The following is a 26,889-nucleotide window of genomic DNA, read 5'->3' on the forward strand; positions in this document are numbered from 1 at the left end:
AATATTCTGGATAGAGATTCAAATAGTTCAGTAAACATTTTATTGAGGTATTTCAAACGTAATGCTCTGTGGACGAGCTATCAACAAACAGTTGATAATCTGCGACAAACAGGTTTATTGATCGGAATTATTCCTAACGGAATGATATCGAGATGAAGTAAACACTCGCAGGAAGTCCCTTCCTCAAATTAACGTGTCTTTGACACGTTAATTAGGGAGGGGTAGTTCACTGTAATCCTGATCGGATAATTATGTTTTTGTCCAGTAAGTGGAAAAATTAGTAAAAAAGGGACATGTCTCTATTCAGACATGCTCTATATCAGTATTTCCTGAAATTTCCGTGTTTGTGGTGCACAGGTCTTCTGTGCTTAATTTATGGACATCATCGTTGCCTGTCAGCCGGGCAAAATTCTTCATTTCCTCCGTTGAAACTCTCAGGAAATGCTCCAGTTTTTTGGCGGAATATTCGATCTTCAACCTCTTTCGAAGTTCCGGATCCTGGGTGGTGACCCCCACCGGACACTGTCCTGTATCACACAAACGGTATTGCTGGCATGCACATGCCATCAGGGCTGCAGTGCCTATTGCTATGGCATCGGCTCCCATTGCAAGGGCCTTTGCAAAATCAGAGGAAACCCTCAGGCCTCCTGTGATTACCAGTGAGATATCCTTTTTGTTCCTGTCATCCAGAAATTTCCTGGCCCTGTACAGGGCAAACAGTGTAGGTATTGAAGTTGCCTGCTTGACAAACTTCTTTGCAGCCGCGGTTGCTCCGGGCCGTCCGTCGATTGTAATAAAATCAGGTTCTGCATGGATTGCAACCTCAAGATCTGCTTCAATATTGCCTGCTGCTATCTTGATGCCGATTGGTTTGCCCCCGGATTCATCCCTGAGCCAGGAAACCTTGTTCTTGAGCTCATCTTTGTTCTTTATATCCTCATACCGGGACGGGGATATTACATCCACTCCTTCGGGAAATCCCCTTACCTTTGCAATCTCAGGAGTTACTTTCTCGGCCGGCAATTGTCCTCCCATGCCGGGTTTTACTGACTGGCCGATCTTTATCTCGATGGCATCCACTTTTTGCAGGTTCTCATCAGTGACACTGTACCTGTTGGGTACGTATTCGAATATGTATTTGTGTGCCTTTTCAAAAGATTCCTGCAGGATTCCGCCTTCTCCCGAGCACATGGCGGTTCCCACAGCAGCACTTCCGGTTGCCAGGGATATCTTAACCTCCCGGGACAGTGCTCCGTATGACATATGGGTAATGTAAAGAGGTGTATCTATCATAAGGGGTTGTTTTGCGTTTGGACCGATTGTTGTACCGGTGTTCACTGCCTCATCATGGTTTAATGGAAATTTTGCAAGTTGGGCCCCCTTTATAAGTACATCCTCCCAGGAAACCACATCTATTTTCGTCCTCATGGGTTCGATTATGGATTCGCCTGTGACGGATATCTGGTGAATATCCGACATGTGGCCTTCCAGTTCGTCTGATTCCCTTCTCCACTCCCCCAAATATCCGCCCAGCTCCTTATCGAGGGTGGTTATTGACATCCTGCTTTTTGTACCACAGTAGGGACAGGTTACAACTTCCTCTACATGGGTCTCAGCCTTCTCCTCTTTTACGGGTTTTAAGTGGGTCTTATTCGCTTTACAGATAGGACATTCCCAGTCATCAGGAAAATCCTCCAGTTTCGTATCCGGCCTGATGTCCGTAAGTGAATTTCCTCTCTCGTCGTCATACTCAAAAACATTACAGATCTCACATCGGTATTTGGACATTGTATCACAGTATATTTTTCCTGATGTACTGCACGGAATTTGTATGTTCAAAAAAAGAAATTATGGAAAGATTACTTCCCAAGCTGTTCCTTCTCGGAGCCCCTGGTACAGTAATAGCCGTTAGTAAGTCCCATTTCCTCTGTTACCGGACATCCTCCGCAGATACAGCCACTTTCATCATTAATACAGTCGCTCTTGCCGATTGTTGGGAAGCAATATCCGCCCCTTTCCCCGCATTCGACCCAGGAGGGACAGCTAGGGCATATGCACATGGATATTACCATTTCTTTCTTTTGTTCCATTTCCTCAGGACTCATTTCTTCTGCCATTCATTTCACTCCCTATATTATATTTTATATTCATAGAATGTATGATTCATGTCTCTTATGTATCGAACTGTTACCTCTGAATGTGTATGCAGAATGGGACTCTATAAATTACTTTCACTGACAGGTTTTGTTCATCCAATCAATATCTGTGATTGACGTATGTATTTCCTCCATCACCTATACTCTCTCCCACAATACCGTTCTGGTCCATCCAGCAGGCGGTTAGGTCGGCCGCCCATTCCACAGCATCCACGATTACGCTGTCAGCGGTTGCTATAATTCCAAGGTGGCCTGCCTGTTTGAGGTCGAAATCCACATTTTTTGATGTCGTGACGGCTGTTTTGAACGGGTATTGAGCTGCTCTCTTGCGGATGAACTGTGCAAGTTTGCCACTGTTGCTCATCTGCGTGTCAAGAAGGATTGTTGCAGAATTTACTGCCAGTACCGAGAGTGTGGTCAGCATCTCATCAACGGCCTGGTAGGTTGTAGCTGTATTGGTGTGGTTCTTGAAAATTCCCCGGGTGTCACGCAGGAATCCATCATCTGCAAACCATACTGTCTCGTTCTGAAGTACACTTTCTATGGTTATCAGTACATTGTACCCGTCTATGAATATATCACATCCTTTAAGTTGGGAGCATGCAAGCCTTCTATTACTGCGTCTGGATGCGGTTTCTGGGTCAAATACAAGCCTTGTGAGAATGTGTCTTTCTTCTTCTGCCAGACGGTAATGGTTACTGACAAACCGGATTGCACCTTTTCTCCTGTATCCCCGGTAGAGAAGGTACCTTATGTCGGCTGCAGGTTCCCTGAGTTTATTTTTGAGTCTTTCGACTGATGTACTACCGGCGGCAGATTCCATACCTGAAAATCTCTTCCGATAAGTTTTATACATGTCGGCAACTACCCTTTAATGGTGATTTTTTGGAAATACTCTGGCTTGATCAGGATGATGTGAAATCCCTGCTGGATATGCCTTCAGCTCTGGAGGCAGTGGAAATGGCTTTTGCCCAGCATGGCAGGAATAAGGTACAGATGCCACCTAAATCCTATCTCTATTTTACTGCACATAATGGTGATCTACGCACAATGCCTGCTTTTCTGGAGGAAGAGGATGTTGCAGGTGTCAAGGTCGTAAATGTTCATCCTGAAAACCGCAAAGTAGGTTTGCCTACTGTTATGGCGACGGTTATACTCAATTCCACATCCTCCGGTGCACCTCTTGCCATGATGGATGGTACATACCTCACGGATATACGCACCGGGGCCGCAGGAGGCGTGGCAGCCCGCTATCTTGCACGTGAAAACAGCAGTGTCGTGGGGATGGTGGGAGCTGGTAACCAGGCCAGGACACAGTTAGAGGCTATATCGAACGTTTTCTATCTTGAACAGGTATATGTGTTTGATCTGGATACGTCAAGGGCGGAGGATTTCAAAGAAGGAATGGAATCAGTTGCATGCTGTGACATAACAGTAGTTGATAGTATCCAGAAAGCCTGTGATGTGGATATTCTTGTAACCACCACTCCTTCAAGAAAACCAATCATCAAAGCACAATGGTTGCCTGAGGGAATCCACATTAATGCTATCGGGGCTGACGCCAGGGGTAAGGAAGAGCTGGACCCTTCTATCCTCCAGAAAGCAAGGGTTGTTGTCGATGATATGGCACAGGCTACCCATTCCGGGGAAGTGAATGTTCCCCTTTCTGAGGGATATATCCGAGAGGAAGATATCTTCGCCCAGCTGGGCCAGATAGTTGCCGGTCTGCATGTGGTCCGTGAATCAGATGCGCAGATCACGGTTTTTGATTCAACTGGACTTGCGATACAGGATATTGTGACCGCCAATCTGGTTTATAAAAAAGCAAAAAATAAAGGTATGGGCTCGAAGGCAAAATTGTTCTGATCATGTCTGGTAAGGGCAAGGTAGACCCTCAACTTTTGCCCCTTATGGTCTTAAATCCGCCGACCCTTTCCTCACAGATCTGCCTGTGGTCTTCCTCCTCTTTAGAGATATGTTCCATATCCTTGAGGAAATTCTTCTGGTCATTTTCATCAGGAAACAGTTCCTCAATTATATAGGGGTCGGTCTCAGTGATATTCTTGTAAACATCTCGTACAAGGATTTCATATTTCATGATGGCTTTGAACATTTCGGGACTGTCCATATCCTCAAAATCAAATATTTTTTGAGGAAGCCCTCTTGGTATTTTATCTGGAAGTGGGATGCTGGCTTTTTCCATCCAGTTCTTGAGTTTCAGGCCGTGTTTGTCTGAATCATTTGCAAGTCTTTCAAGGGCCTCCAATTCTTCTCCCATGAGTTCGATGCGTGACTCCCATACGACAAGTTGTTCCATTTCTGTTTCTATCCAGTACATTTTCTGTAACTGGGATTTCAGAGTTTCTTTATCTTTAATACCGGCCATAAATTTCACCTTTTTATTAATATATTGTAGATATTATATTTGTCAGTTTCGACGGGATATCTATAAATAATACTCAGGGAGTACTGGAGGAGTACCGGTGTATATTAATGAAAGCGGTTTGTTTGATCAGCAGTGGATTGGATTCTGTTGCATCCCTTGCGATAGCGTCTGCAAAATACGATGTACAGCTTGGCCTGACCTTTGATTATGGGCAGCTGGCTGCGGATGCAGAGATTGAACGCTCCCGGCAGATATGTGCTCATTATGGCATTCCACACCGTGTAATTTCATTGGACTGGATGAAAGATATTACTACAACTTCCCTGGTAAACCGTCAGGGATATGTTCCGGATATGGCTGAGGCAGACCTCGGGAAGAGGGAAGTGACTTCTGAATCTGCAGCAAACGTCTGGGTTCCTAACAGGAATGGATTGATGGCAAATATTGCTGCCGCTTTTGCCGAAGCCATGGATTGTGGCTATATTATTGCCGGTTTCAATGCCGAGGAAGCCGCCACTTTCCCGGACAATTCCCCGGAATTTGTGGACTGTATCAATCGGGCCTTTTCTTACTCCACTCTCAATGGAGTACGGCTGATATCTCCTGTGCTTGAAATGGATAAGGTGGCCATTGTAAAGGAAGCAATACGGGAGCAGGCTCCTCTAGGTTTAAGCTGGAGCTGCTATCAGGGCAAAGAAAAACCCTGTGGAGTTTGTGAAAGCTGTGTCAGGCGGGCACGGGCTTTCCGGGAAGCAGGCATCAAGGACCCGGCAGTGGAGGATATATAATGGGAATTAAAATGCATATAATGGATGAGACTTATGATTATGACGGCAGCCAGATATCCTCTCTCTGGGCCTACCAGATGTTCGGGATACAGGCCGATTCCGTGGTGGCATTCCGGGGACAATGTGATGTGCAAATAGCACACATGATAGACCTTGAGGACAAAAGGGAAAACGAATCCATTGTATCTGCTGACATGCTTCATTTCATCATTGAGCATTTCGATTCCACCTACCTTAAATTGATCTACAGCAGGCAGCGGCTTTTCACAGCTCTTGTTGCTGAAACTCTTTCCTCCATGGGGATCATGACTGACAGGGAAGGTGATGATCTTTTTGTCAATGGGAAAAAACTGACAGTGTCCATTGCAAGTACCTCTGCGGTTTCACAGAAGATACATTTTGGCATCAACGTATCCCATGATTTTTACGGCAACCTGGAAGAATGTGGTATTGCTGTAGCAAAAGCCCGGCAATTGCTGGAAGCTATCACAGGCAGATACATTAAAGAGATGGAGGATATCGAAGGAGATATTCGAAAATCCCGGCCTCTGGATGTGGTTTGAGTGGAAAGGAAACCGGTGTCCGAGATATTCTGTGCGGTACAGGGAGAGGGTCCTTATGTAGGGGCGCGACAGGCTTTTGTCAGGTTTGTTGGGTGTAATCTGGATTGTTCTTACTGTGATACTCCTTTCGATGAGCCGGTCCATTGTCTTTTTGAAAAGGTGCCTGGAAGCGGTGAATTTGAGAAACTCTCACCTCTGCTTTGCGCTTCAGACATTGAGGAGAGGACCAGAGCATTTGATAATCTGCATTCGGTATCCCTGACAGGAGGGGAACCTCTTTTACATGCAGAATTCATCAGGGATCTGGATCTGCCTGCCCCCGTTTATCTTGAAACTAACATGACCCTGCCGGAAAAAGCAGCAATTTTGAAGGACTCGGTGGATTATGTGGCTGGAGATGTGAAATTACCCGAAGAATTTGAAGGGAGTAATTTTGTTGAACACATCGAACGCACATGCCGGTGTTTCCGCACACTTCGCAGCAATCAACACAGGGATTGTTTCTGTAAAATCATAGTAACTTCTTCAACTAATACGGCTGATGTTATGGATGTTGTAGAGCAGATGTCCGATTACATAAGCTGTGTGATACTGCAGCCGGTCACACAGCACACAAGGGCTACTGATATACAGACAATACTTTCCCTGCAGGAAAATTTACTCGAAATAAAAAACACTCTAATAATCCCGCAGACTCACAAAATGTGGGGGTGTCTATAATGACAAAAATGAAACTTGGAGTAGAGGAATATATTGACAGTGCCCACTATCTGCCCGGGCATGAAAGTTGTGGTATAGTTCATGGGCATACCTATAAGGTGGAAGTTGTCCTTGAAGGAGAAAAAAAGTCATCCGGGATGGTCATTGATTTCTATGACGTAAAACAGACTGTCCGGTCTACTTTGAAAGAATACGATCATTGTATGCTCAATGAGATCCTGGAGTATCCAAGTTCGGAAAATCTCTGTGAGCACATCTATAACAGGCTTTCTCAGCAGCTGGATTTCCCTCTCTCCGTGAAGGTCTGGGAAGGACACGGCAAGTGGTGCCAGTTAAGTGGAATTGAGTGAGCAGGATTCCAAAACCTATATCTAGATGTGACTCAATAGCAACATAAGATTTGTCTAGAGTGGAGGAAATATTTTGGCCACAGAGAGCGGAAAGGACCCTGAGGAATGTCTCCTGGAAGAAGAACGGGACTCGATAAAGAGACTTATTGCCCAGCATCCCTGTTATAACAAGGATGCACAACATAAATTTGGAAGGATACATCTGTCGGTGGCTCCTAAATGCAATATTAAATGTAAATACTGTGACCGTAAATATGATTGCGTAAATGAAAGTCGGCCCGGGGTTACAAGTGAAGTATTAACTCCACAACAGGCCCTTGAAAAAACACAAAAGGTATTGAAAGAGTATCCATTCATTAAAGTCGTGGGTATCGCCGGTCCGGGTGATCCTCTTGCAAATGATGAAACCTTTGAGACTTTCAAACTTATAAAACAACATTTCCCTGATATCACTCTCTGCCTGAGTACCAATGGTCTGGCTCTGCCTGCCAGGATACAGGATGTCCTGGATTCCGGTGTATCCACATTAACTGTTACTTTGAATGCAATTGATCCCGAAATTGGGGCAAAAATTGTGGATCATGTAAATTATAACGGTAAAACCTACCGGGGTGTCGAAGGAGCCAGCATTCTTCTTGAAAACCAGCTTGAAGGTATCCGCAAGGCTGTGGAAGCAGGACTGGTTGTCAAGATCAACACGGTACTTGTTCCGGGTATTAATGAGGATCATATTATCGAGATTGCACAGAAACTCAATGACATGGGTGTGTATATCATGAATGTTATGCCTCTTATCTGTCAGGCTGATTTTGCTGACTGGACTGCTCCTACTCCACAGGAACGTAAAGCTGTACAGGATTCCTGTGAACCATATGTTCAACAAATGCGCCACTGTCGCCAGTGTCGGTCCGATGCTTACGGTCTTCTGGGCAAAGATCTTTCTCAAATGAGTGAGGAACGTCGCAACATGGTTAAAGTCGATGCTCTTAAAAAGGCCGAATCCGCCAAAAAGAAAACTTCAGATGATATGTCAGAATAATTGTGGAGATTTTCAATTGGATGTACATACCCTTGCCCAAAAACTGCACGATTTTGAGGGTGTATCCCGCAAAGCACCTATCGCAGACATTGCACGTATGTTTGATGACGTGAGGGAAAGTTATGGGGGTACTGTCGTTGATATGGGGGATGACGCTGCAATAATTGATATTGGTGGCGATGACGTCATCCTGTTTGCAGCTGATGGAGTATGGGGCAGGATCACAGAAGCAAGTCCCTGGTGGACGGGTTATACTTCTGTCGTTGTAAATATTAACGATATATCTGCTATGGGGGCACGGCCGCTTGCCATGGTTAATGTGATGTCTTCTTCTGATAAGGATGTATGTGACGGTATGCTGCAGGGTATGAAAGACGGGATGAGAAAATTTGGTGTGCCCATGGTCGGTGGCCATCTGCATCCTGACACACCGTACAATTCACTGGCAGTGTCCATTATAGGGATTGCAAAGAAGGATTGTGTCATTCGCAGTGATACCGCCTGTGTAGGTGACACAATTATTGTCGGCTATGATATGGATGGAAAGGTGGGCAAAAACTCCCCTTACAGCTGGGATACGACTTCTTTCAAGGACCCTGAAACCGTTCGCTCCCGGTTCATGGTCATGCAAAAGATCGGTGAAAAACATCTTGTCACCGCCGGCAAGGACATCAGTAATCCGGGAACCATAGGTACCCTGGGGATGCTTTGTGAGACAAGTATGGTGGGTGCAGAGATAGACCTGGGACAAATCCCCAAACCCACAGATGTTGCCCTGGATCAGTGGCTTATGATTTATCCGGCAACCGGTTATGTTGTGACTGCAAAACCGGAAAATGTCGATGAATGCCTGGATGCATTCGAAGAAGTGGGTATCACTGCTGCAGTCATCGGGAAAATTGATGATAGTCGTTGTGTGAAAGTAACAGATGGCGAAGATTCAGCAAACGTTTTTGATTTCAGCAAAGATTTAATAACGGGGATCAAAGAGTAATTTCATTCGGATCCCACGTAGGCTTTCAATTCATCATAAAGGTATTGTTCTGCCGCCTGGACGGCTTCAAGTTCTCCCCTGAGTACTATAACTTCCCTTTCATCACATTCAACAATGTTCACACCGATCTTTCTCTCAAGGGGTTCAAGATCGAATTCTTCAACAAGATCATAGACCAGGTAGGAAGGAGTGCCCGGAGGGATTACTAGGTCATACAGCCCTTCGATTTCAGCTCCCATCTCATCTTCCATTTTCTCCTTGCTCAGTTTTAGGTCTTCGAGGGTCAGTTTTTTTGCCATAAGTTCACCCGTAACGTATATCTTGAGGCTAAATTGGTTTTTCTGGTATTATAATTTGTCTATGGTTACAGTTGTAATTCGATTTTAGAAAGTTTGATATACTTTTATATTTATTGTTTTGAGTGGGAATATATAATGCGACTTATTAATATGGGTTTAAAGGGAGAACAGGTACGTCTGGACTTTTTTGGATGTAACTTGAAATGTCCCTATTGTATTCATATCAGGCAACCCTTTGAGGAATACAGTATAGATGAAGTTGCTGACTTTGTCAGCAATTCGGCTGTAAAGAAGGTTTTTATCGGAGGGGCCGAACCCACTCTCCAGAAGGATTTAATCCCGTTGATTGAGCGGTTGCATTCAATGGGTATGGAGATTATTCTAAAGTCGGATGGCATGAAACCCGAAGTACTGGAGCAGTCTCTGCCCTTTGTAAAAGGTTTTGTTCTGGAATTGAAGGCACCACTTGAAGACACGGCTGCAATTGAGGAACTTACAGGCATTTCCTCCAAAAGGGTAGAACAATATGTCGCAAACCTCAAAACATCGATAGATATTGCTAAAACCAGGTGGCTGCGACTCTGGGTTCGTGTAATTCCCGGTTATGTTACTGAAGAATCCGTGAAGAGGATGTTGCCTGTTATGGAAGGATCTTCTGAGGTACTTCTTTATCAATTCTTAAGCAATCCCGACTTTGATCTTCCTTTTGCGGGATACACTTCGCCTGTGCCTGCATGGGAGGATATGGAAAACCTTGCCAGTCTTATTGTGGAAAAGGTGCCCCGTGTAATAATTGTGGGAGAAAAAGGGCGCAAGATAGTTGGCAAGGAGTAATTTCTACAATCAGGTAATGAGCAAGGTATCGTAAAAAAAGCAGATTGGTGGTATGGTGGTGGTACGATATGAAAGCTGCTTTTCAGCCTTGCCCATTACAATATCTGCTATGGTGTAAAAAGTATATAAAGATTATTCCTATAATGATTGAGACGCATATATTTGTTTTTTATACAGTATCAAGCCGGTCAATTCCTTAACCGGAACATTTATCCATGTCTGCCGGTATGTAATTAATCGATTGACATGCAGGAATACAAATTAAAACGTGGTCATTCCCCTGATATTGAACGTATCTATGAAGCGCTTGAGGAATATTTCCCTTCCGATATATCCAGAGAAGGAGATAAATTAGTTACTTCATACGGTGTTATGAAGGAACTTTCTGTGTGGCTGAACGGTAAAAAACTTGTAGTTGATACAAATTCTGAAGCCGAAGGTGTCTCTGATGAGGTTATTCTTGATACCAACAAGAGATTCCGCGATTTTCTCGATAAGGCAACTGGTTACACTGCCAAGGAACGAGTTAAGAACGCCAAGAAGGCAGTTTCCAAATAATAGGATCATACGTGTTTGTCAATCGCGACTTTCTCAAGGATCTCAAGGCTTTTGAGATTCCCACATGCCTGCGTGTCTGTGCAGGTACCGATGGTTCTGTCACCTTCCTGCTGGAGATTATGACCCGTCATGAAGTTGAGGTAATTACCGAGGATCAGCACCTTGTAAAAGCCGATGAGGAGATGGCCGGGCTTTTGGATGTGGATGTTGGTGAAGAGGTGAATCATCGCACCGTGCGATTGGTGGCGGATGGTGTCCCTTATGTTCATGCGGTTTCTCTCTCTCCTATAGGCCGTATGCCAGAAGAGGTTCGCAGGGACATGATGCGTGCCGATATACCAATTGGTAAGATCCTGCGTAATTACGGCATGGAAACCCGCAGGGACTTTGATACCATACAGATGGAATCCGATGGTCCACTTTTTGGCAGTCGGGAATATCTCTCAAGGACCTATCGTATTGTGCACCACAATGACATGCTCATGTGGATCAAAGAACGCTTCCCTGCAGATGGTCGATGGTTGCTCTGAACCGAATCCGGAAAACCGAAAACTTATTATGGTATCACTCCTATTGAGGGGTCGCAGTCAAGAAAAGCGTGCCTCGGTGGCTTAGGGGTGTAGTGCGTCCTTGGTAAGGACGAGGTCGCGGGTTCGAATCCCGCCCGAGGCTTTAAACTTTCAGTACAAAGCCCATCTTTTAGAATTGATTGTATTAAATTCACTTTTTTTGCGGCATTGTTGAATGCTGAATTATTATTGTGGCAATATTCCTTATTTTCAACCTATCATATCAGTCTGAAAAATAGATTTCCACCATCTTTCTATCGTTGAGGTAAGACAACGTGTGGTTTTGCCAAACCCAACAATAAGAACGCAGTGGAAAACCGTAAGCTTTGAGTTGTGTGGGTAAAGTCTGAAACAAAGACATTAAAACTGGATTTTACTTATCATTCATTCGGATATGCTGATTTCTATCATTGGTTTGATTTCTTATTTTGCAGTATAGAAACAAAATAACAGACAATACAATTTTTCATATCAAACCACCTCTAAAAAATACAATGAAGTCCTACCTCTCCTAAAAAACTGAAATAGCAAAACTTATACAACTTACCATCAATCATTTGCTGGAAAAATAAAATATGAAAGGGGTGCTAAAAATTGGGAGATATTGAACTCAATCCTTCACAATCACAGGCAGTTGATTATACAGACGGACCACTTCTAATACTCGCAGGTCCTGGTTCTGGCAAAACCCTGACCATTACGGAAAAGTCGTAAACCTTGTGGATGAAGGATTTTCTCCTGAATGCATACTTGCCCTGACATTTTCTGAAAAGGCTGCAGGTGAGATGGAGGAGAGAATCGAATACCGCATTGGAGAATCCAGTGCAATTACGGTATCCACCTTTCATTCCTACTGCAATGATTTGCTCAAGGAGTTCTCCCTCTATGTTGGCATTAATCAGGGTACCAGATTGATTTCACAGGAACACTCACATGTCTGGGGAATAAACAATATCGACTCCTTTGGTTTTGAGAATATTGCGATTCCCAACAGACCCTATGATCTCATCACAAGCCTGCTGGAGGGTGTGTCTCAGTTACATGACCATCTGGTAGGTCCGCAGGAATTGCAGGATTTTGTCACGCGAAAGCTGGATGAAACCGTTGACGAAGAAGAAAGGGATGAACTGCTCAAACTTGCCGACCTTGCCAGGTTCTATTCACATTACCAGCAGTACAAACTGGGCCATAATTTCATGGATTACGATGACATGATCACAATGACATGTCGCCTGCTGGAAAACAATGCCGTTGTTCGAAATCAGATTCGCAACAGATATGATTACGTCCTGGTAGATGAATTCCAGGATACAAATTATGCCCAGCTCTATCTTATCAATCTAATTGCCGATGGCACAAATCTTACCTGTGTTGCTGATGATGACCAGTGCATATACAGATTCAGGGGTGCCTATCTTTCCAATATCAAACAACTGCAGGATTACTATGCATCCCTTGAGAAAATACCCCTGGATCGCAATTACAGGTCCAGCTCACAGATTGTACAATTATCCCAGCAATTGATTGCAACAAACCCGGAGAGGGAAGCTAAGACTCTGCATTCCCACAATGGCGATGGGGAGAAAATAAAGGTAGTAAAATCCCCGGATGATTCCAGTGAGGCTCAATGGGTTGCAGATGAGATTAAGCGGCTGATTGAAGAAGAGGATATTGCTCCTGAAGAGATCTTTGTACTTACCAGGAAACGTGCTGATGGGAAAAAGTACAGTGATGCATTGAAAGGCAAAATGATCCCTGTGGAATATGTGGGCAATCTGCAGCTTAAAAATTATCCCATTGTACAGGAAGCCCTGGCCTACATGCATATTGTCGCTGATCCCTTCAACAATGGAATTGCCTTTGCCAAAGTGTTTGCAAGGGAAGGAGTAAGTGAGCATGACCTCCAGAAGATCAATACTGTGGCAAAAAAGCTCAGCCGGGAAACGGAACTGGAAGGGGACGGAATCTATTCTGTGCTGCAACACCATCTGGATGATGTCCATGTAATTCAAAAGGCACTTGTCAAGTCCATCCTTGTCAGGCTCAATGAACTTATCGATTACAGGAAAAATCACCTGCCCTCTGATACTGTGAAATATCTGTTATCCGAGAAAACCGACCTGTACAGGGCCCAGTTGCTTGCAGATACCGTGAATTCCAGAAGGAATATTCATATCCTCAATTCCCTGACCAGTATGGTACAAGACCTGGAACTTGTGGACGGGGGTTCTGAATTTGCCAGGGCTGTTGAATATCTGGAACTGGTTTTCAATCTGGATATCGGGGATGAGGAATCCAGTGAGGAAAATACTGTTAAGGTTATGACCATTCATCAGTCAAAGGGGAAAGAAGCAAAGGTTGTCTTTGTCTGTGATATGGCTGACCGCCATCTACCCCTGAGATTCACCAAAAAGCAATTCCGTGTTCCCAGGGAACTTGAGAAAGGTGTGCAGAGGGATGTGGAGGATAAAATCCTGCATCTGGAGGAAGAGCGCAGGCTGGCCTATGTAGCCATGACCCGGTCCAGGGAAAAACTGTACCTTACATTTCCTGAAAAATATACAGGCAACAAACGAGGTATCAAACCCAGTGAGTTTGTCACCCAGTTAGATTATGAATCCAATCCCCTGGTCGAATACATTGAAACTGACAAATTGCAGGATACAGAGACTGTTGCCACGGAATCGCCATTGAAAGGAAAACAGGATGAATATCTCAGGCTTTTGGACATGTATGCCGGCCAGGGCCAGATGAAGCAGGCACTCGAGTCACTGGTGGTGCTGGCTCAGTTAAAAGAGATAGAGGAAAAGGGCAACCTGGCTGTTTTTGATATTGAGGATTTTCTGAAGGTCACACCTAAAGAGATGGGAGAATTGGAGGCACTGGTGAATGAAGATTTACCACCTCTTGTAGATTCTGATATGCGCTTTTCAGCGTCCAAGATCAGGCAATACATGGAATGTCCCCTGAAATTCAAGTATAGCAATGTACTGAATATACCGATTCCTCAAAAGACATTCTTCCAGACAGGAACCGATGTGCATTCTGTGTTTGAACAGCTTTGCAGGCACAAGATGCAGGGCGAGTCCATCGATATGGAACTTGCCACTCGTATCCTGGATAAAACCTGGGATGGCTCTGTTTTCGATTCAGAGACCCACGAGCAGCAGGAACTTAAAAGAGTCAGGCAGATGCTGGAATACTGGTTTGAGTTTGAGGAAAGTAATGTCAATGAAACGATTGCTGTGGAGGAAAAGTTCAATCTCAAACTTGATGGAGCACAGTTTGGAGGAGTAATTGACCGAATCGACCAAACCCCTGCGGGCGATTATATTGTTATTGATTACAAGACCAGTAAAAATCCATTGAGCAAGAACAAGATGCCAGAAGATGTACAACTTGCCCTGTACTGTCAGGCTGTCAGAGAAAGGTATGGCAAGTATCCCATCAAAGCAGGGCTGATGTATGTCAATCCGAATGTCCGGGACCTCAGGTTAATGGATGTAGATGAAGCACAGATCAATTCTGTACTTGATGGTGTCAGGGAGATTGTGGCAGATATTAAGGCCGAGGATTTTGAGATCAAGGAAGAGCCGAACTGTTATTTCTGTGATTATAAGGGGATTTGTGAGTGGTACAATGAAAGTTGAAAGGAGGAACTCCCTCCTAACAGAAGCATTTGTCATCTAAAAAAGTGAGAATCAATATTTCTTATGATGAGGGTCTTTTTGAAATCCCAGAGCTTTTGAGGCTGCATAGTCCGCCTTTTCATTCTGTTCTCGAGGAATCCATTCCAGTTTTATTGAATTGAACTGTCCGACTAGTTTTTTAGCAATCTGGCAGGGACCTTTAAGATTATCACTTTTTACAGACCATTTTCCATTGACTTGATTTACTACAAGTTTGCTATCTCCCTGTACATTGATGTCAGTCCAACCAAGTGCTTGTGCCTTTTTTAATCCTTGAATTAGAGCATTGTACTCTGCTTCATTATTAGTGCCAGTCCCTTCAAGCATTTCGGATATTTCATGTAGGACTTGTCCATTGTCAAGAAGAACTGCTCCGGTTCCTCTTTTACCGGGATTTGGTATTGCAGCTCCATCAAATTGAATTTGTTTCATCCATTCACATATTTTAGATATCATATAAAGAAGCTTTGCTATTTGTTGTTTGTAGATTTTCATAACTACTTGTGTATAAATATGTACTCAAATATTGGCTAATGATCACATAAAGAACAACGCTTTCTGGACAGCATCTATCGGGTCATCATAAAAAGAGAGCTGGAACTTGCTCAACACTTCAGGTGGTACGCTCCCCAACCGTGCAGTTGAAGCAGATGGGATCAATACTTTCTTTGCTCCGCCGTCAAGACACACCTGCAGAAGGTCTGCCAAATTATCCACTGCATTAATGGAGCCACCTATTGTCATATCTCCAATTATGGCAGTTTGTTCATGCAGTGGTTTGTCAAGGGCTCCGGAACAGAGACTGATAAAAGCCTTTTAGATTGGAAAAAATACATAAAAGATACACAAAAGGCTAAATCATCTTGGATGATACAAATAGACAATTATGTGTGTCCAAATATGACAAACACAACTCATTTGGGAAAAAAATCAAATAAAAATTTATGTATGCTCCCGGATTATGCATATGATACTTTGGAGAATTGTAATCCTAAAAGGTGTCGCTATAAGGTAAAGACAATAAGTCAAACACATTGGAAGATAGAGTTAGAAAGGCATGAATGTCCGTACAGATTATCTGCTAAATGTCAATATGGAAAGTCAACAATATTTAATTTGGAAGAATGTAATCGCAATTATTGTCCATTAAATTAAAAATTGAATCTATTTGTTCTGTTGATAGTTAGTGATATATGATAAATCAAAATTTTTCGACATTATTTTAGTTCAAATGATTTACATATTGAATTATTTGCAATAACGTTTAGGTTCTTCAAATTACATAAGATTCCATATTCCATGTAATACGAACAAGTCTTACAACAGTAGGGTTTGTTGCATATTTTTCTTTTGATTTCATTAACTTTATTTGTAGCAAATCTTTTTCCAGTTGCGTATTTAAGTTGTTCATAAGGTATATTACACATCATTCTGTATACATGTGCAGAAGAAGGGGGGTTCCAATCATTGTAGACCTGGTGACTACCATTTCCAAGAAAAGGTAAGAGCATCGATTTGCAAGATGGATAAAAATAGATATGCGAATAAAAAGTATCAGATTTTTTCTTTGAGACCGTTTATACTTTCGTAAATCATCTGATTTTCAAAAAGAACCTGTTCTTCAATGCTTGAAATGATAGAATCCATGGGTACAATCAACTTGTAATATTTCTTAGGTCTGCCTTTTCCACCATTGGCTTTAACTTCCCTATAATCAACCCATCCTTTTTTCTTTATCAGGAAATTCATTGCAATACTGACCTCAGGTTGTTTCAAACCCGCCATATTCTCTATATTGCAGGACGAAATTTCATCTCCACAGGAAAGACATGCAAGCGTTCCTGCGATAGGTCTTGAATAATTTAAATTTCGTAGTATCTTTGCAATTTCCTTCTGTTTTTCGTTCATCGTAAATTGCTTCTCTTCTTGCATTATAACACCAAGGACTAACTCAATATTGTAATAGTAATTTTAATTATATTTATAATAATATGTTAATAGGCCTGTAGTATTGAACTTCGTCTACTCAAAAATTAGTTTTTTGGAAATGGAGGGATACTTTTATTTTGCCCAAATCTTCCCAATAACCTAGCAAATTCGGGATTTTTATAGAATTACAGGCAAATATACCTATTCATATCAAAAACCTCTTAAAATCGATTCTGAAAAGCATATAATATCAATCACAGTTCAACGTTTCCTTTCATGTTTGAGATTTTGCCCACACACCTTTCCGCTTGCGGTTTCCCACTTCATTTTGCCAGTTTCAGTGTAGCAGAGCTACAGCATGGATTATCGGTAAAATAAGACTGTATTTCTAAAGAAACCCAACTCGGTATATCAGAAGCGCTATATATAATGAAACTCATGAAACAAATCAGATGGGTAAAATGAAACCTGTTCAGCATACAAACAAGGTTTCGGGTTATGTGGTAAATTGGATTATAGATTTTTTGATTTATGGGAAGATAACATTGCAATACTATCTCCAGACGGACTTATCACTTATACCAATGAAAGCTGGAAACAGTTTGCTCAAGAGAATGGGTTGAATTCTGCAGAATGTGGTGAAGGAATCAATTACCTGCAAATTTGTGATGAATCAACAGGCCAAAATTCAGATGAGGGTTCTATTGCATCAGAAGGAATCAGGGAGGTGATATCTGGAAAAAAGCCGATATTTAAAATTGAGTATCCATGCCACAATCCAGATGAAAGACGTTGGTTTTTACTGAAAGTTACACCACTCTCAAACACATATCCAACTGATGTTTTTCTACAACATATAGATATAACGGAAATTAAAGAAGCTGAATTGGCATTAAAGAAAAATCAAAACCAGTTAAAAAAAGCACAATCTATAGGTAATACAGGCAGTTGGCAATTTGATTTCAATACTGGGACAATATCTGCTTCAGAAGAAGCATACAGAATATATGGCTTTGAGATGGATAAAGTATGTGGCATTAAAGAAATACAAAAAATACCTTTTCCTGAATACAGACCGATGCTGGATGAAGCACTGAATAAGCTTGTGAGCGGAGAAGGTGCATACAATGTTGAATTCAAGATTAAACGGCAAAATGATGGTCGCATTGCCGATATACATTCAGTTGCAGAATATGATTCACAGGAAAATACTGTAACGGGTATTATTAAGGACATTACTGCACAGAAAAAATATGAAGAAAAGATAAAGTTGTTCAAAACTATTTTTGACAATGCAAATTACGGAAGTGCAATTGCTGACCTTGATGGAAATATCACTTACATAAATGATTATTTTGCAAAAATTCATGGATTTAAACCTGAGGAAGTAATTGGAGAAAATCTGTCTATTTTTCACGATGAAGAGCAAATGGTAGATGTAAAAAATACTATGAAACAAGTATTGGAAAATGGTTGGTATAATAATTTTGAATTCTGGCATACTCACAGAGATGGCACTACTTTTCCAATGTTGATGACTGCGACTGTTATAGAAGATGAACAACATATTCCTCAGTTTTTTGCTACTACAGCGATTGATATTACTGAAATAAAAGAGAAAGAAAATGAATTGCGTAAAAGTGAATCAAAATTCAAAAATTACGTTAACAATGCTCCTGATGCAATTCTTATTACGGATGAAAATGATTTCTATGTAGATGTAAACCCGGCTGCCTGCAAAATGACAGGTTACTCAAAGGATGAATTGATTGGAATGCACATTTTAGACAATTTACCACTTGAAATTCATTCATATGTAACCAATGAATTCAAAAAAGCAAAACAGAATAAAATAGCGGATATTGCAATTCCACATTTTACAAAATCTGGAGGCAAAAGATGGTGGAGAATTTCCGCTGTTAAATTAGCTGAAAATAGGGTGGTTGGATTTGCAAAAGATATTACTGAACGCAAAGAAGCAGAAGAGGAACTTCTCCATTTGCATAATCTGATGCGTTACATTATCGAGCATACCAACAGTGCCGTGGCCGTACATGACAGAAACTTGAATTACATTTACGTAAGTCAGCGCTATCTAGACGAATACAAATTAAATAAAAAAGAGGTTATTGGAAGGCATCATTTTGAGGTAATTCCTAATTTGCCACAAAAATGGCGGGATGTACATCAAAGGGTACTTAAAGGTGAAATTGTAAGAGCCGACCGTGACTCCTATTATAGAACAGATGGCATAATGGAATGGACACGTTGGCATTGCATTCCATGGTATGACAAAGGAGGTTCTATCGGAGGAATAATTGTTTATACTGAAATTATTACTGACCAAGTAGAAAAAGAAGAAAAACTGAATGAAATTAATCAACAACTTGAAGATGCTGTCCTTAAATCCAATGAACTGGCAGTTCAGGCCCAGCATGCAGATAAAACCAAAAGTGAATTTCTGGCAAACATGAGTCATGAGCTGCGTACACCTCTAAACTCAGTAATAGGTTTTTCCGATGTGTTACTGGAAGGGCTTAAAGGAGAACTTCGGGATTCACAAAAGAAATATGTCTCCAATATTAACAAAAGTGGTAGTCATCTTCTCAATCTTCTCAATGATATTCTTGATATCTCAAAAATAGAATCAGGAAAAATAGAACCTGTTTATGAGGACGTTAATCTGTCTACCATTTTCTCAGAGACAGAATCTATAATTTCACCCCAAGCAAATAACAAATCCATTGCTCTTAAAATTGAAAAGCCACTATATGATTTGGAAATCCGGGCTGATAAGCGCCAGATAAAACAGGTGATTTACAATCTTTTAAGCAACGCCATAAAATTCACTCCTGAAGAAGGGACTGTTTTACTGAGTGCAAATGAAACTGGTGAAGGATGGATTGAGGTAGAGGTAAAAGATACGGGCATAGGTATCCCTGAAGATAAGTTAGAAGAAATATTCAATCTTTTCATGCAGGTGGATGCATCAACATCCCGTAAATATGGAGGTGCAGGCTTGGGACTTGGAATTGCCAAAAAGATTGTTGAAATGCATGGCGGAGAGTTATGGGTTGAGAGTGAAGTTGGAGTAGGCAGCACTTTTAAATTTACGATACCGATAAAAAAGTAAAAAAGGTGAGCAGTAAAATATCACCCAAGTTCAGATTCAGTTTCAAAATCTCAACTACAACACTACACTTGCATACGAGTAAATATAAAATATAATTGTATAAGCATTTTTTTGTTTCATATATTCTTTCTATTTTATTAATTGGAGGTGAATCGATTCTGCTTTTTTTCGGAAATGTATACTTTACATAATTAAATAAATTGTAAACATTAGTAAGCCGCAAAATAGCGATTTCACTCATATTTATAACGTATTGTTGACAATACTGTATTAAGAATTTACGTATCTGTACAAGGTAAACAGTGATTGTCATGAGTGGTTTAATTTCCTACCAAACGAAAGACCTTGTTCTCCAGGAACAAGTTGACTATTTGACTATCGATGAATACAACGCTCTTTTGCAGGCAGTGGAAAACATGATTCCCGTTTTTCCTACATTGATCTTGATATCGAGGTAGAGAATGTCGGTTCTGCAAAAGCCGAAGATGTCATTATTTACACTGGTCTCGAAGCCACGCAGGAGGGCATGGTCTGGGACCAGGTTGCAAGCGACCAGGTTGCAAGCGACCAGATCCCGGAAATTGATGTGGATAAAGCAGTCTCTTATGAGATTTCGAATTTGAAGGTTCCTGTGGGTGAGACGTATCGGATCGGAATCCGGGTTGCGGGGTCAAATACTGGTGTGGAGTATGTCTACAGTGATTGCATGTTTCCTGACAGGGAATTTCAATAATTTCTTTTTCGAAGATGGCAGAACCCACACTTACAATCGTGGCTCTTTCCTCGACAACAGCAATCCCCTAATCATTGGAATACCCATCGAAAGTTGCTGAATGTCTATATAATCCCGCTTTTCCTGTTTCATTTCACCAAAAAGGGTTTCATTTTCCTGAAATAGGGATGTGCTGTGGTAAAAAAAAGGATGTTCTAATGAAAGTATTGGAGTTTGGGGATTAGTAAAATATTGTGGTGGGCCTAACCGGATTCGAACCGGTGATCGCTCGGTTATGAGCCGAGCGCTCTAACCAGACTAAGCTATAGGCCCATAGAAAATGATGAAAGGAGCGCCGCCAACAGGGCTCGAACCTGTGACATCCTGGTTAACAGCCAGACACTCTACCAACTGAGTTATGGCGGCACGTTGCATGCGACTTGTCGCGAGCGCTTCTAATGCATTAATCTGATTTAAACTTTTGCATGACGGCGGCAAAAAGGGGTTACATCAGAGGATTTTACAGGTAACCCCCGTATTTACCAGAGATCGGAATGGCTGCACCACAGTATTCACAATTGTTATCCTCTGTCAGATGACTTTCTTCCACATCAAAAACACCCCTGCCTATAATCATATTACCGCAGCAAGGGCAGAACGTATGCTCATATTTAGAGGACATAACATTGCCCAGATATACATATTCCAGTCCTTCCTCAGTTGCTATTTCATGGGCCAGGTTGAGAGTCTCAACAGGTGTTGGAGGGACATTCTGGAGTTTATAGTTTGGATGAAAACGTGTGAAATGAACCGGTGTTTCTTTACCCAGGTTTTCCACTACCCATCGGGAAACATCCCTCAATTCATCCCTTGAATCATTGAATGTGGGAATCACCAGATACACCACCTCCACATGCATTCCCAGTTCACGGGCCAGTTTGGCTGAATCGAGAACGGGTTGCAAATGGGCAGAAGAAAGTTCATGATAGAACTTTTCTGTAAACGCCTTGATATCCACCCTGAAAGCATCCAGATAAGGGGCTATATGCTTCAATGCCTCTGGTGTGATATAGCCGTTAGTCACATAAACCGTGGCCAGGCCTGCTTCCTTGGCAAGTTTTGCACTGTCATAGGTATATTCATACCATATAGTCGGCTCATTATAGGTCCAGGCAATACTCTTGCAACCTGCTGCAACAGCCCGCTCGATTGCCTGCTCAGGGGTAATTTCCACCGATTGTGCTTCATCCAGGCTAACCTGTGAGATGGTCCAGTTCTGGCAATATTTACAGCGGAAATTACAGCCAATAGTTCCAAGTGAATAGGAGTAAGTGCCCGGATAGAAATGGAATAAAGGCTTCTTTTCGATAGGATCAACGGCTTCACTTGAAACCGTATTATAGATCAGGCTATACAGTTTCCCTTCCTTATTCTGTCGTACCCTGCAAATACCGGTTTTGCCTTCTGCTATACGACACCTGTGATTACATAAATTGCAACGTACCTTTTTATCTTCAAGTTGCTCATAGAACATAGCTTCTTTTAACAAACTTATACCCCCATTTAACTGGTACTTTGAACGATAAAAAAACTATCTGCCAATAGCTTAGAATGTTCCAACCTTTGCATCCACTGTTGCCTTTTGAAGATAAAATCGATATTGTCATCTGATGAATTTAAATTGAAGATTACATAATCTTCGCCTTCATCAACATTATAGTCGCTGGGGGAAGCAAGATCTGCATCTTCAGCAGAGTCATTCAGATATTTCGCCCATGCTGAAGGATAACTGGTATTCATAGAAATTGTAAGGTTGGTAAGGGACTTATTTTCAAACTCTTCAATCCAATCATTACTTGTAAGTTTTATTTCTTCAATACCGTTGCTGGTGATAACTACCCTATCCCCGGCAATTTCCATTAAAGTTAAATCAACTAATAGGGATCCAGATTGGTTTTCAATTGAAATGGATGGATCCAGTTTCATAAGGGATCTTTCCCTTTGTGACACGATCACAGCACCGTTTTCATAGGTAAAGGTTTGGTCAACATAATAACCATTATTTGAAGAATAACGAATGTTTCCAGATGTATAGTTGCCAGGTGATATGTTAGAGCCTGAGGAGTTTGTTCCTGTAATATTTATCTTATAAATACCATCATTCACCGACAGTACGCCACTTGATTTGGTGGGACCCACGATGGGAATATCTCCTCCTCCCATCTTGATGGGTACGCTCAAAGAAATAGTGCTATTTTCATCAAGGGAACTGGCAAGGGAAAGCATATCGCCCGGGCTTTAACTGGGACATGTCATCATAGACATCATCCATATGGGCTTTTTCAGCATCTGCTTTCCATTCAGGTATGTAATGAGCATTAAAGACAGCCAGTACTGTCACGAAAAGGCCCAGTAAAAGGACAAATGAAACTACTGTTGATACTGCAGATTCGGATTTGAAAAACTGTTTCACTGAATTCATATAGTTCCATTACTCCTGATTAAATGTTTATCCTGTTTTAGATGAATTGTGTAAAGGTGATATAAGATATCAATACCAGGAAGAGTGAATGTTTCACGCCAGATAAAACACTACCTGATCCCATCTTCCCGGCAACCAGCCCGGAACACACGCCCTGTATAAGGGAGGCATGGAAGAAAAGCAATATATAGGCTTCCATGTCAAATTGAATATTCAGGGGCATACCTGCCACTGCATCTCCTGCAGAAGAGGGTACTTCCGGAAGGAAGTATGCAGCAAGCACATAAACAATGAAAAGAAACACCAGAAATGCGATATAGACTATGAATACATATACTGTCATTTCAGCGGAGCGTTCCTTTTTAAGCTGATTCTGCATTTCGGCTTCTGATGCAGCTATGTTGAGTACACTGATAACATCGCTTGTCGATTCGCTGGCCCTTATGATAAATGTAATAATTCGACTGTTAAATTCAGTCCTGACCCTGTATTCAAACTTTTGAGAACTTCCTCAAGATTGCCACCCCAGGAAAGATGGGAAGCCATTCTTTTAATTTCCGTATTCAAGACTCCGATTTTTGAACGTGACACCAGGGATATTGCGCTGGAGAGGCGAATTCCTGCTTCATTGATACTTGCAAGTTTTTTCAAGAACTCAGGCATTTCACTTTCAACTTTTGAAACCCATCTTCTCTTTGCTTCATAAAATACAATAAAAGGAACACTTGTGATGAAAAATGCAAACACAATGTAATCATCGATTGCAGCAGCTGTCTCTACATTGATGTAACTTAAACTTATGCTTGAAAAATCAAGTGCTGACAATATGGCCAGGTTTTCCCGGATGCCATATAATATACAGATCAGGCCTGCAGGAATACTCAATATTAAAGAATAATGAGGTTTGCTGGTCAACCACTTAAAAGGATTGGTAACCTTATCAATAATATTATTTATCCTGTAGTACCTGGAAATTTTCTTCAACATCTTTTCATCGATAGTTGAATATTCATTAACCCTGACACCATCAAATTCATTGAGAATCTGCTGTGAAGTCTGAATACTTTTTCTTTCCAGGTTATCCGATATTGTGGATAAGAAAACTATGAATAAAACTGTGCCTATCGGTATGAGGATATAAACTAAAGTGTACAGTACGTCTAATGAATTCGATCCCATAAAGCCCAATACGATAAGTATCGTTATGAGAAAAACAGGACCGACTACGAATACTGTAATATAAACTTCCGCAAGTATTGCAAGTGTTTCAAGGAAGGTCTTTTGTTCCCTGCTTGCAAGAAAACGATATTGTTCACTTTTATTTTTGAGATATGAAGTAACATCTCCGCCACTGGAAATAATTGAGAGCATGCTATCCAGCAAATTCTTATATTTTTCAGAGGGGGAATTGTCATTTGCATTTTTCAGTGCTGTGAGCATGTCATAGCCAAAGTATTCCATGTCCCTGATGATGTATCCGAATTCATCTGCAGCGATTCCATAAATATGCCTCTGCTGGCTTAAAGATTTAAATATATCAAAAAGGCTCATCCCCCCGCCCTTGCTCAATGCGTACAGGTATGCTGTAGCATGGGTTAATGATTGGTCAAGGTAAGCCTTGCGAGTACTTGCCCAGAGGGTTGGGAGTTTCATCTGGATATTAAACAGAATCGTGGAAAATAACAGGGCCACAATAAAGGATGATAGAATAGCAATTATGTACATATCATCGATGATGGATATATCAAAAAGCTCGAAAAGGCGCGATGCAATAAAATAAAATATAATACCTGTGATGAAAAAAGAAATCAGGGAATAGAAATATCCTGTTGATATATACTGATCTGCAGGAATAGCAAAACGTGCACTTTTCAGGGAATGATATAATCTCGGATACTCATCTTTTTTTTTGGAATGCATGTTTGCCGAATAACCTGTATGCAATATCCTGAAAAGGCATCATCAAAATCACCTTTCCTGCTGCAGCAGGTCTACAAGAGCATCATTTTCAATTGCATCCAGCACTATTTCAGGAGATGTCGCATAGGTATTCACCAGTAGTGAAATACTTATGTAATCTCTGATATCATGATCCAGAAGATATTCCAGGATCATATGGCGATTCTGCGTTTCTTCCCGCAATTTTTGAGGAGACCAACCTTTCTTCTGTACGATGAGTTTTAATACATTGGATTGGCCATGGTGGAAAAATTCATCCTTGGTAGAATCCCACTGGTATAATTCATTGATTCTTATATCTCCGCTTTTAGGATCACTTCCTGTAAATTCGACAAGACTGTCCAGTCTGCGTACTCTTTTATCATCCAGGTACACCTGTCTTTCTATACAGAGGATGTCAAGGGACTGGAGCATTACATGCGGTACATTGATAGGTTCATTTTCAAGTCTGTTAACCACCGTCTGCACATCACCCGCATGCATCGTGGAATAGGTTGTATGCCCCGTTGAAAGGGCCTGGAAAAGTGTAAGGGCTTCCTTGCCTCTGACTTCTCCTACAATCAGGTATTCTGGTCTCTGGCGCAGAGCAGATTTGAGAAGGTCATACATTGAAATTTCTCCCGCTCCACTTCTGCTTATGGAATCCCTGGTAACACCTGCTATCCAGTTGTCATGGTACATCATGATTTCCCTGGTATCCTCGATAGACACTATTTTGGAAAGCGGCGGTATGAACAATGAGATCGCGTTAAGCATTGTGGTTTTACCCGAAGCCGTTCCTCCTGCAAAAATGGCACTGAAACCGTTTTCAATTGCCAGCCAGAAGTATACCATCATTTCCAGATTACAGGTTCCGAAATTGATAAGATCTACAGGAGTAATCGGGTCTCCCCTGAATTTACGCACATTAAAAGAACTGCCCCTGGTAGTAATTTCCTTACCCAGGGTAGCCTGCAGTCTCGATCCGTCGTTAAGAGTAGCATCAACAAGCGGTTCACTTACTGAGATGTGTTTTCCTGATCGCTGACAGAGAGTGATCACAAAAGAGTTAAGTTTATCTTCAGTATACGAAATATTTGTTTCTATATTTAGATATTTTCGATGATAAAGATATATGGGAATATCTATCCCATCACATGAAATATCTTCAATATCAGAATCCATCATAAGAGGATTAATTTTTCCAAATCCCAGAAAATTTCGCCTCAGGTAGTAAAGGATCCTGTATTTAGAAGAAACATCCAGGGGAATATGGTAACGTTTGAAAAGGGAAAGTGCCTTTGAAACAAGGATAATATCTCTATCTGCATTGGCACACGGTGTTTCATCGATTGTGAGAACGTCTTTCAGATCGTTATAGGTGCGCTCCAGAATATCTTTCTCATACACAGAAAGTGAAGGTTCTACAACCACATAACGGTATATACCCAGTCTTTTGAGAATGCTTACGAATACATAGGGCTCATCGACCCAATAGCGTTCAGTTTCCTCATAACCTTCTGGAATTTCAAAATCTACCAGATCACCATGGAGATCAGGCTCATAAGCAGGTAGTGTTTCAGGGTTCCCTTTCCAAAACTGTAATTTATCAAGAAAAGATCTATTATATAAGCATGCCTGATTATACTCCTCTATCCTATGCGCCAAGTCTTTCATACCATTCTCCTTGAAAGAATAAAGTATAACTCAGGTTACTATTGGAAGAATAATATATATATAAATTTTCACA

At 41.5% G+C, this 26,889-nt stretch carries 27 protein-coding genes, 3 tRNA genes and 1 pseudogene; 15 read left to right on the forward strand and 16 right to left on the reverse strand.

Annotation, left to right across the window (positions count from 1 at the left end; translation table 11 throughout):
* Window positions 1–303 precede the first annotated feature (303 nt).
* From C9889_RS08135 to C9889_RS08145, 3 genes are all read right to left on the reverse strand, one after another.
* Entirely contained in the window at window positions 304–1,788 is a 1,485-nt protein-coding gene (locus tag C9889_RS08135) for a glutamate synthase-related protein (RefSeq protein WP_129598568.1), read from the reverse strand.
* 71 nt (window positions 1,789–1,859) lie between these two features.
* Complete coding sequence (locus tag C9889_RS08140; RefSeq protein WP_129598570.1) at window positions 1,860–2,117, reverse strand: DUF2769 domain-containing protein; 258 nt, start codon at window positions 2,115–2,117, stop codon at window positions 1,860–1,862.
* Between the two features lie 139 nt (window positions 2,118–2,256).
* Complete coding sequence (locus C9889_RS08145) at window positions 2,257–2,979, reverse strand: DUF434 domain-containing protein (protein ID WP_129598572.1); 723 nt, start codon at window positions 2,977–2,979, stop codon at window positions 2,257–2,259.
* A 62-nt stretch (window positions 2,980–3,041) separates the two neighbouring features.
* Between C9889_RS08145 and ala the strand changes: the two genes are divergently transcribed.
* Window positions 3,042–4,022, forward strand: coding sequence for an alanine dehydrogenase (ala, locus tag C9889_RS08150; protein WP_129598574.1), 981 nt, complete (start codon window positions 3,042–3,044; stop codon window positions 4,020–4,022).
* A 28-nt stretch (window positions 4,023–4,050) separates the two neighbouring features.
* On the opposite strand, the gene C9889_RS08155 is transcribed toward ala, so the two are convergent.
* Window positions 4,051–4,542, reverse strand: coding sequence for a hypothetical protein (locus C9889_RS08155; RefSeq protein ID WP_225420037.1), 492 nt, complete (start codon window positions 4,540–4,542; stop codon window positions 4,051–4,053).
* 107 nt (window positions 4,543–4,649) lie between these two features.
* Here C9889_RS08155 and queC point away from each other — a divergent pair, with 107 nt between their 5' ends.
* From queC to C9889_RS08185, 6 genes are all read left to right on the forward strand, one after another.
* The gene (gene queC / locus C9889_RS08160) at window positions 4,650–5,330 is read left to right on the forward strand and encodes a 7-cyano-7-deazaguanine synthase QueC (protein WP_129598581.1); all 681 of its coding nucleotides are present in this window, start codon (window positions 4,650–4,652) and stop codon (window positions 5,328–5,330) included.
* A 5-nt stretch (window positions 5,331–5,335) separates the two neighbouring features.
* The gene (locus C9889_RS08165; RefSeq protein ID WP_129599525.1) at window positions 5,336–5,893 is read left to right on the forward strand and encodes a DUF366 family protein; all 558 of its coding nucleotides are present in this window, start codon (window positions 5,336–5,338) and stop codon (window positions 5,891–5,893) included.
* The gene (locus C9889_RS08170; protein WP_129598583.1) at window positions 5,894–6,613 is read left to right on the forward strand and encodes a 7-carboxy-7-deazaguanine synthase QueE; all 720 of its coding nucleotides are present in this window, start codon (window positions 5,894–5,896) and stop codon (window positions 6,611–6,613) included.
* Window positions 6,613–6,963, forward strand: coding sequence for a 6-carboxytetrahydropterin synthase QueD (queD, locus tag C9889_RS08175; protein WP_129598585.1), 351 nt, complete (start codon window positions 6,613–6,615; stop codon window positions 6,961–6,963). Before C9889_RS08170 ends, queD begins: the two co-directional genes overlap by 1 nt.
* A 73-nt stretch (window positions 6,964–7,036) precedes the next feature.
* Window positions 7,037–8,002, forward strand: a complete 966-nt coding sequence (gene nifB / locus C9889_RS08180; protein WP_129598587.1) for a nitrogenase cofactor biosynthesis protein NifB — start codon at window positions 7,037–7,039, stop codon at window positions 8,000–8,002.
* A gap of 16 nt (window positions 8,003–8,018) precedes the next feature.
* Window positions 8,019–8,996 (forward strand): methanogenesis marker 2 protein, encoded by a 978-nt coding sequence (locus C9889_RS08185; RefSeq protein ID WP_129598589.1) that lies wholly within the window; start codon window positions 8,019–8,021, stop codon window positions 8,994–8,996.
* 2 nt (window positions 8,997–8,998) lie between these two features.
* Here C9889_RS08185 and C9889_RS08190 read toward each other — a convergent pair whose 3' ends face one another.
* Window positions 8,999–9,295 carry a hypothetical protein gene (locus C9889_RS08190; protein WP_129598590.1) on the reverse strand — a complete coding sequence of 99 codons (297 nt, stop codon included), beginning with the start codon at window positions 9,293–9,295 and terminating at the stop codon, window positions 8,999–9,001.
* Window positions 9,296–9,430: 135 nt separating this feature from the next.
* On the opposite strand from C9889_RS08190, the gene C9889_RS08195 reads away from it, so the two are divergent.
* The 5 genes and pseudogenes from C9889_RS08195 (at window position 9,431) to C9889_RS10870 (ending at window position 14,906) form a co-directional block, all read left to right on the forward strand.
* Entirely contained in the window at window positions 9,431–10,129 is a 699-nt protein-coding gene (locus tag C9889_RS08195; RefSeq protein ID WP_129598593.1) for a radical SAM protein, read from the forward strand.
* Between the two features lie 246 nt (window positions 10,130–10,375).
* Entirely contained in the window at window positions 10,376–10,687 is a 312-nt protein-coding gene (locus C9889_RS08200) for a DUF5611 family protein (protein WP_129598596.1), read from the forward strand.
* Between the two features lie 11 nt (window positions 10,688–10,698).
* Window positions 10,699–11,217 carry a chorismate--pyruvate lyase family protein gene (locus C9889_RS08205; protein WP_129598599.1) on the forward strand — a complete coding sequence of 173 codons (519 nt, stop codon included), beginning with the start codon at window positions 10,699–10,701 and terminating at the stop codon, window positions 11,215–11,217.
* Between the two features lie 70 nt (window positions 11,218–11,287).
* A tRNA-Thr gene (locus tag C9889_RS08210) sits at window positions 11,288–11,359 on the forward strand.
* 491 nt (window positions 11,360–11,850) lie between these two features.
* Window positions 11,851–14,906, forward strand: a pseudogene (locus C9889_RS10870) (ATP-dependent helicase).
* Window positions 14,907–14,957: 51 nt separating this feature from the next.
* Here C9889_RS10870 and C9889_RS08220 read toward each other — a convergent pair.
* On the reverse strand, window positions 14,958–15,440 hold the full coding sequence (locus tag C9889_RS08220; protein WP_129598602.1) for a ribonuclease HI family protein: 483 nt from the start codon (window positions 15,438–15,440) through the stop codon (window positions 14,958–14,960).
* 42 nt (window positions 15,441–15,482) lie between these two features.
* Window positions 15,483–15,752 (reverse strand): S16 family serine protease, encoded by a 270-nt coding sequence (locus C9889_RS08225; RefSeq protein ID WP_225420116.1) that lies wholly within the window; start codon window positions 15,750–15,752, stop codon window positions 15,483–15,485.
* Here C9889_RS08225 and C9889_RS08230 point away from each other — a divergent pair.
* A complete protein-coding gene (locus C9889_RS08230; protein WP_129598605.1) occupies window positions 15,714–16,100 on the forward strand; it encodes a hypothetical protein in 387 nt (128 codons plus the stop codon). The genes C9889_RS08225 and C9889_RS08230 overlap by 39 nt on opposite strands.
* Window positions 16,101–16,499: 399 nt before the next feature.
* Here the strand turns inward: C9889_RS08230 and C9889_RS08235 are convergent, their stop codons facing one another.
* Window positions 16,500–16,877 (reverse strand): transcriptional regulator, encoded by a 378-nt coding sequence (locus C9889_RS08235; protein WP_129598608.1) that lies wholly within the window; start codon window positions 16,875–16,877, stop codon window positions 16,500–16,502.
* A 505-nt stretch (window positions 16,878–17,382) separates the two neighbouring features.
* On the opposite strand from C9889_RS08235, the gene C9889_RS08240 reads away from it, so the two are divergent.
* Together C9889_RS08240 and C9889_RS10155 are read left to right on the forward strand one after the other, a co-directional pair.
* Entirely contained in the window at window positions 17,383–20,007 is a 2,625-nt protein-coding gene (locus C9889_RS08240) for a PAS domain-containing sensor histidine kinase (protein ID WP_129598611.1), read from the forward strand.
* Window positions 20,008–20,533: 526 nt separating this feature from the next.
* Window positions 20,534–20,740, forward strand: a complete 207-nt coding sequence (locus C9889_RS10155) for a hypothetical protein (RefSeq protein WP_191985831.1) — start codon at window positions 20,534–20,536, stop codon at window positions 20,738–20,740.
* 234 nt (window positions 20,741–20,974) lie between these two features.
* Here the strand turns inward: C9889_RS10155 and C9889_RS08250 are convergent.
* The 8 genes from C9889_RS08250 to C9889_RS08285 form a co-directional block, all read right to left on the reverse strand.
* A tRNA-Ile gene (locus C9889_RS08250) sits at window positions 20,975–21,052 on the reverse strand.
* Between the two features lie 20 nt (window positions 21,053–21,072).
* A tRNA-Asn gene (locus tag C9889_RS08255) sits at window positions 21,073–21,145 on the reverse strand.
* 94 nt (window positions 21,146–21,239) lie between these two features.
* The gene (gene amrS, locus C9889_RS08260; protein ID WP_129598613.1) at window positions 21,240–22,268 is read right to left on the reverse strand and encodes an AmmeMemoRadiSam system radical SAM enzyme; all 1,029 of its coding nucleotides are present in this window, start codon (window positions 22,266–22,268) and stop codon (window positions 21,240–21,242) included.
* 14 nt (window positions 22,269–22,282) lie between these two features.
* A complete protein-coding gene (locus C9889_RS08265) occupies window positions 22,283–22,942 on the reverse strand; it encodes a DUF7289 family protein (RefSeq protein WP_225420038.1) in 660 nt (219 codons plus the stop codon).
* 37 nt (window positions 22,943–22,979) lie between these two features.
* The gene (locus tag C9889_RS08270) at window positions 22,980–23,201 is read right to left on the reverse strand and encodes a hypothetical protein (RefSeq protein WP_129598619.1); all 222 of its coding nucleotides are present in this window, start codon (window positions 23,199–23,201) and stop codon (window positions 22,980–22,982) included.
* 37 nt (window positions 23,202–23,238) lie between these two features.
* Window positions 23,239–23,661: a type II secretion system F family protein gene (locus C9889_RS10875; protein ID WP_129598621.1), complete on the reverse strand. Its 423-nt coding sequence runs from the start codon at window positions 23,659–23,661 to the stop codon at window positions 23,239–23,241.
* Entirely contained in the window at window positions 23,643–25,121 is a 1,479-nt protein-coding gene (locus C9889_RS08280; protein WP_129598624.1) for a type II secretion system F family protein, read from the reverse strand. The genes C9889_RS10875 and C9889_RS08280 overlap by 19 nt, the downstream gene beginning before the upstream one ends.
* A gap of 48 nt (window positions 25,122–25,169) precedes the next feature.
* Entirely contained in the window at window positions 25,170–26,816 is a 1,647-nt protein-coding gene (locus C9889_RS08285) for a type II/IV secretion system ATPase subunit (protein WP_129598627.1), read from the reverse strand.
* Between the last annotated feature and the right edge of the window lie 73 nt (window positions 26,817–26,889).

It is taken from the genome of Methanohalophilus profundi (genome assembly GCF_004137855.1).
GTDB lineage: Archaea > Halobacteriota > Methanosarcinia > Methanosarcinales > Methanosarcinaceae > Methanohalophilus > Methanohalophilus profundi.

Bases quoted from the DNA above. Each gene is read 5' to 3' on its own strand.
- C9889_RS08155 (WP_225420037.1), bottom strand. From the start codon at position 4,542: ATGGCCGGTATTAAAGATAAAGAAACTCTGAAATCCCAGTTACAGAAA.
- C9889_RS08280 (WP_129598624.1), bottom strand. From the start codon at position 25,121: ATGCATTCCAAAAAAAAAGATGAGTATCCGAGATTATATCATTCCCTG.
- C9889_RS08235 (WP_129598608.1), bottom strand. From the start codon at position 16,877: ATGCAAGAAGAGAAGCAATTTACGATGAACGAAAAACAGAAGGAAATT.
- C9889_RS08270 (WP_129598619.1), bottom strand. From the start codon at position 23,201: ATGAATTCAGTGAAACAGTTTTTCAAATCCGAATCTGCAGTATCAACA.
- C9889_RS08140 (WP_129598570.1), bottom strand. From the start codon at position 2,117: ATGGCAGAAGAAATGAGTCCTGAGGAAATGGAACAAAAGAAAGAAATG.
- C9889_RS08285 (WP_129598627.1), bottom strand. From the start codon at position 26,816: ATGAAAGACTTGGCGCATAGGATAGAGGAGTATAATCAGGCATGCTTA.
- queC (WP_129598581.1), top strand. From the start codon at position 4,650: ATGAAAGCGGTTTGTTTGATCAGCAGTGGATTGGATTCTGTTGCATCC.
- C9889_RS08230 (WP_129598605.1), top strand. From the start codon at position 15,714: ATGCAGTGGTTTGTCAAGGGCTCCGGAACAGAGACTGATAAAAGCCTT.
- C9889_RS08135 (WP_129598568.1), bottom strand. From the start codon at position 1,788: ATGTCCAAATACCGATGTGAGATCTGTAATGTTTTTGAGTATGACGAC.
- C9889_RS10155 (WP_191985831.1), top strand. From the start codon at position 20,534: ATGGTCTGGGACCAGGTTGCAAGCGACCAGGTTGCAAGCGACCAGATC.
- C9889_RS08195 (WP_129598593.1), top strand. From the start codon at position 9,431: ATGCGACTTATTAATATGGGTTTAAAGGGAGAACAGGTACGTCTGGAC.
- C9889_RS08145 (WP_129598572.1), bottom strand. From the start codon at position 2,979: ATGGAATCTGCCGCCGGTAGTACATCAGTCGAAAGACTCAAAAATAAA.
- C9889_RS08220 (WP_129598602.1), bottom strand. From the start codon at position 15,440: ATGAAAATCTACAAACAACAAATAGCAAAGCTTCTTTATATGATATCT.
- queD (WP_129598585.1), top strand. From the start codon at position 6,613: ATGACAAAAATGAAACTTGGAGTAGAGGAATATATTGACAGTGCCCAC.
- C9889_RS08190 (WP_129598590.1), bottom strand. From the start codon at position 9,295: ATGGCAAAAAAACTGACCCTCGAAGACCTAAAACTGAGCAAGGAGAAA.
- C9889_RS08265 (WP_225420038.1), bottom strand. From the start codon at position 22,942: ATGGGAGGAGGAGATATTCCCATCGTGGGTCCCACCAAATCAAGTGGC.
- C9889_RS08200 (WP_129598596.1), top strand. From the start codon at position 10,376: ATGCAGGAATACAAATTAAAACGTGGTCATTCCCCTGATATTGAACGT.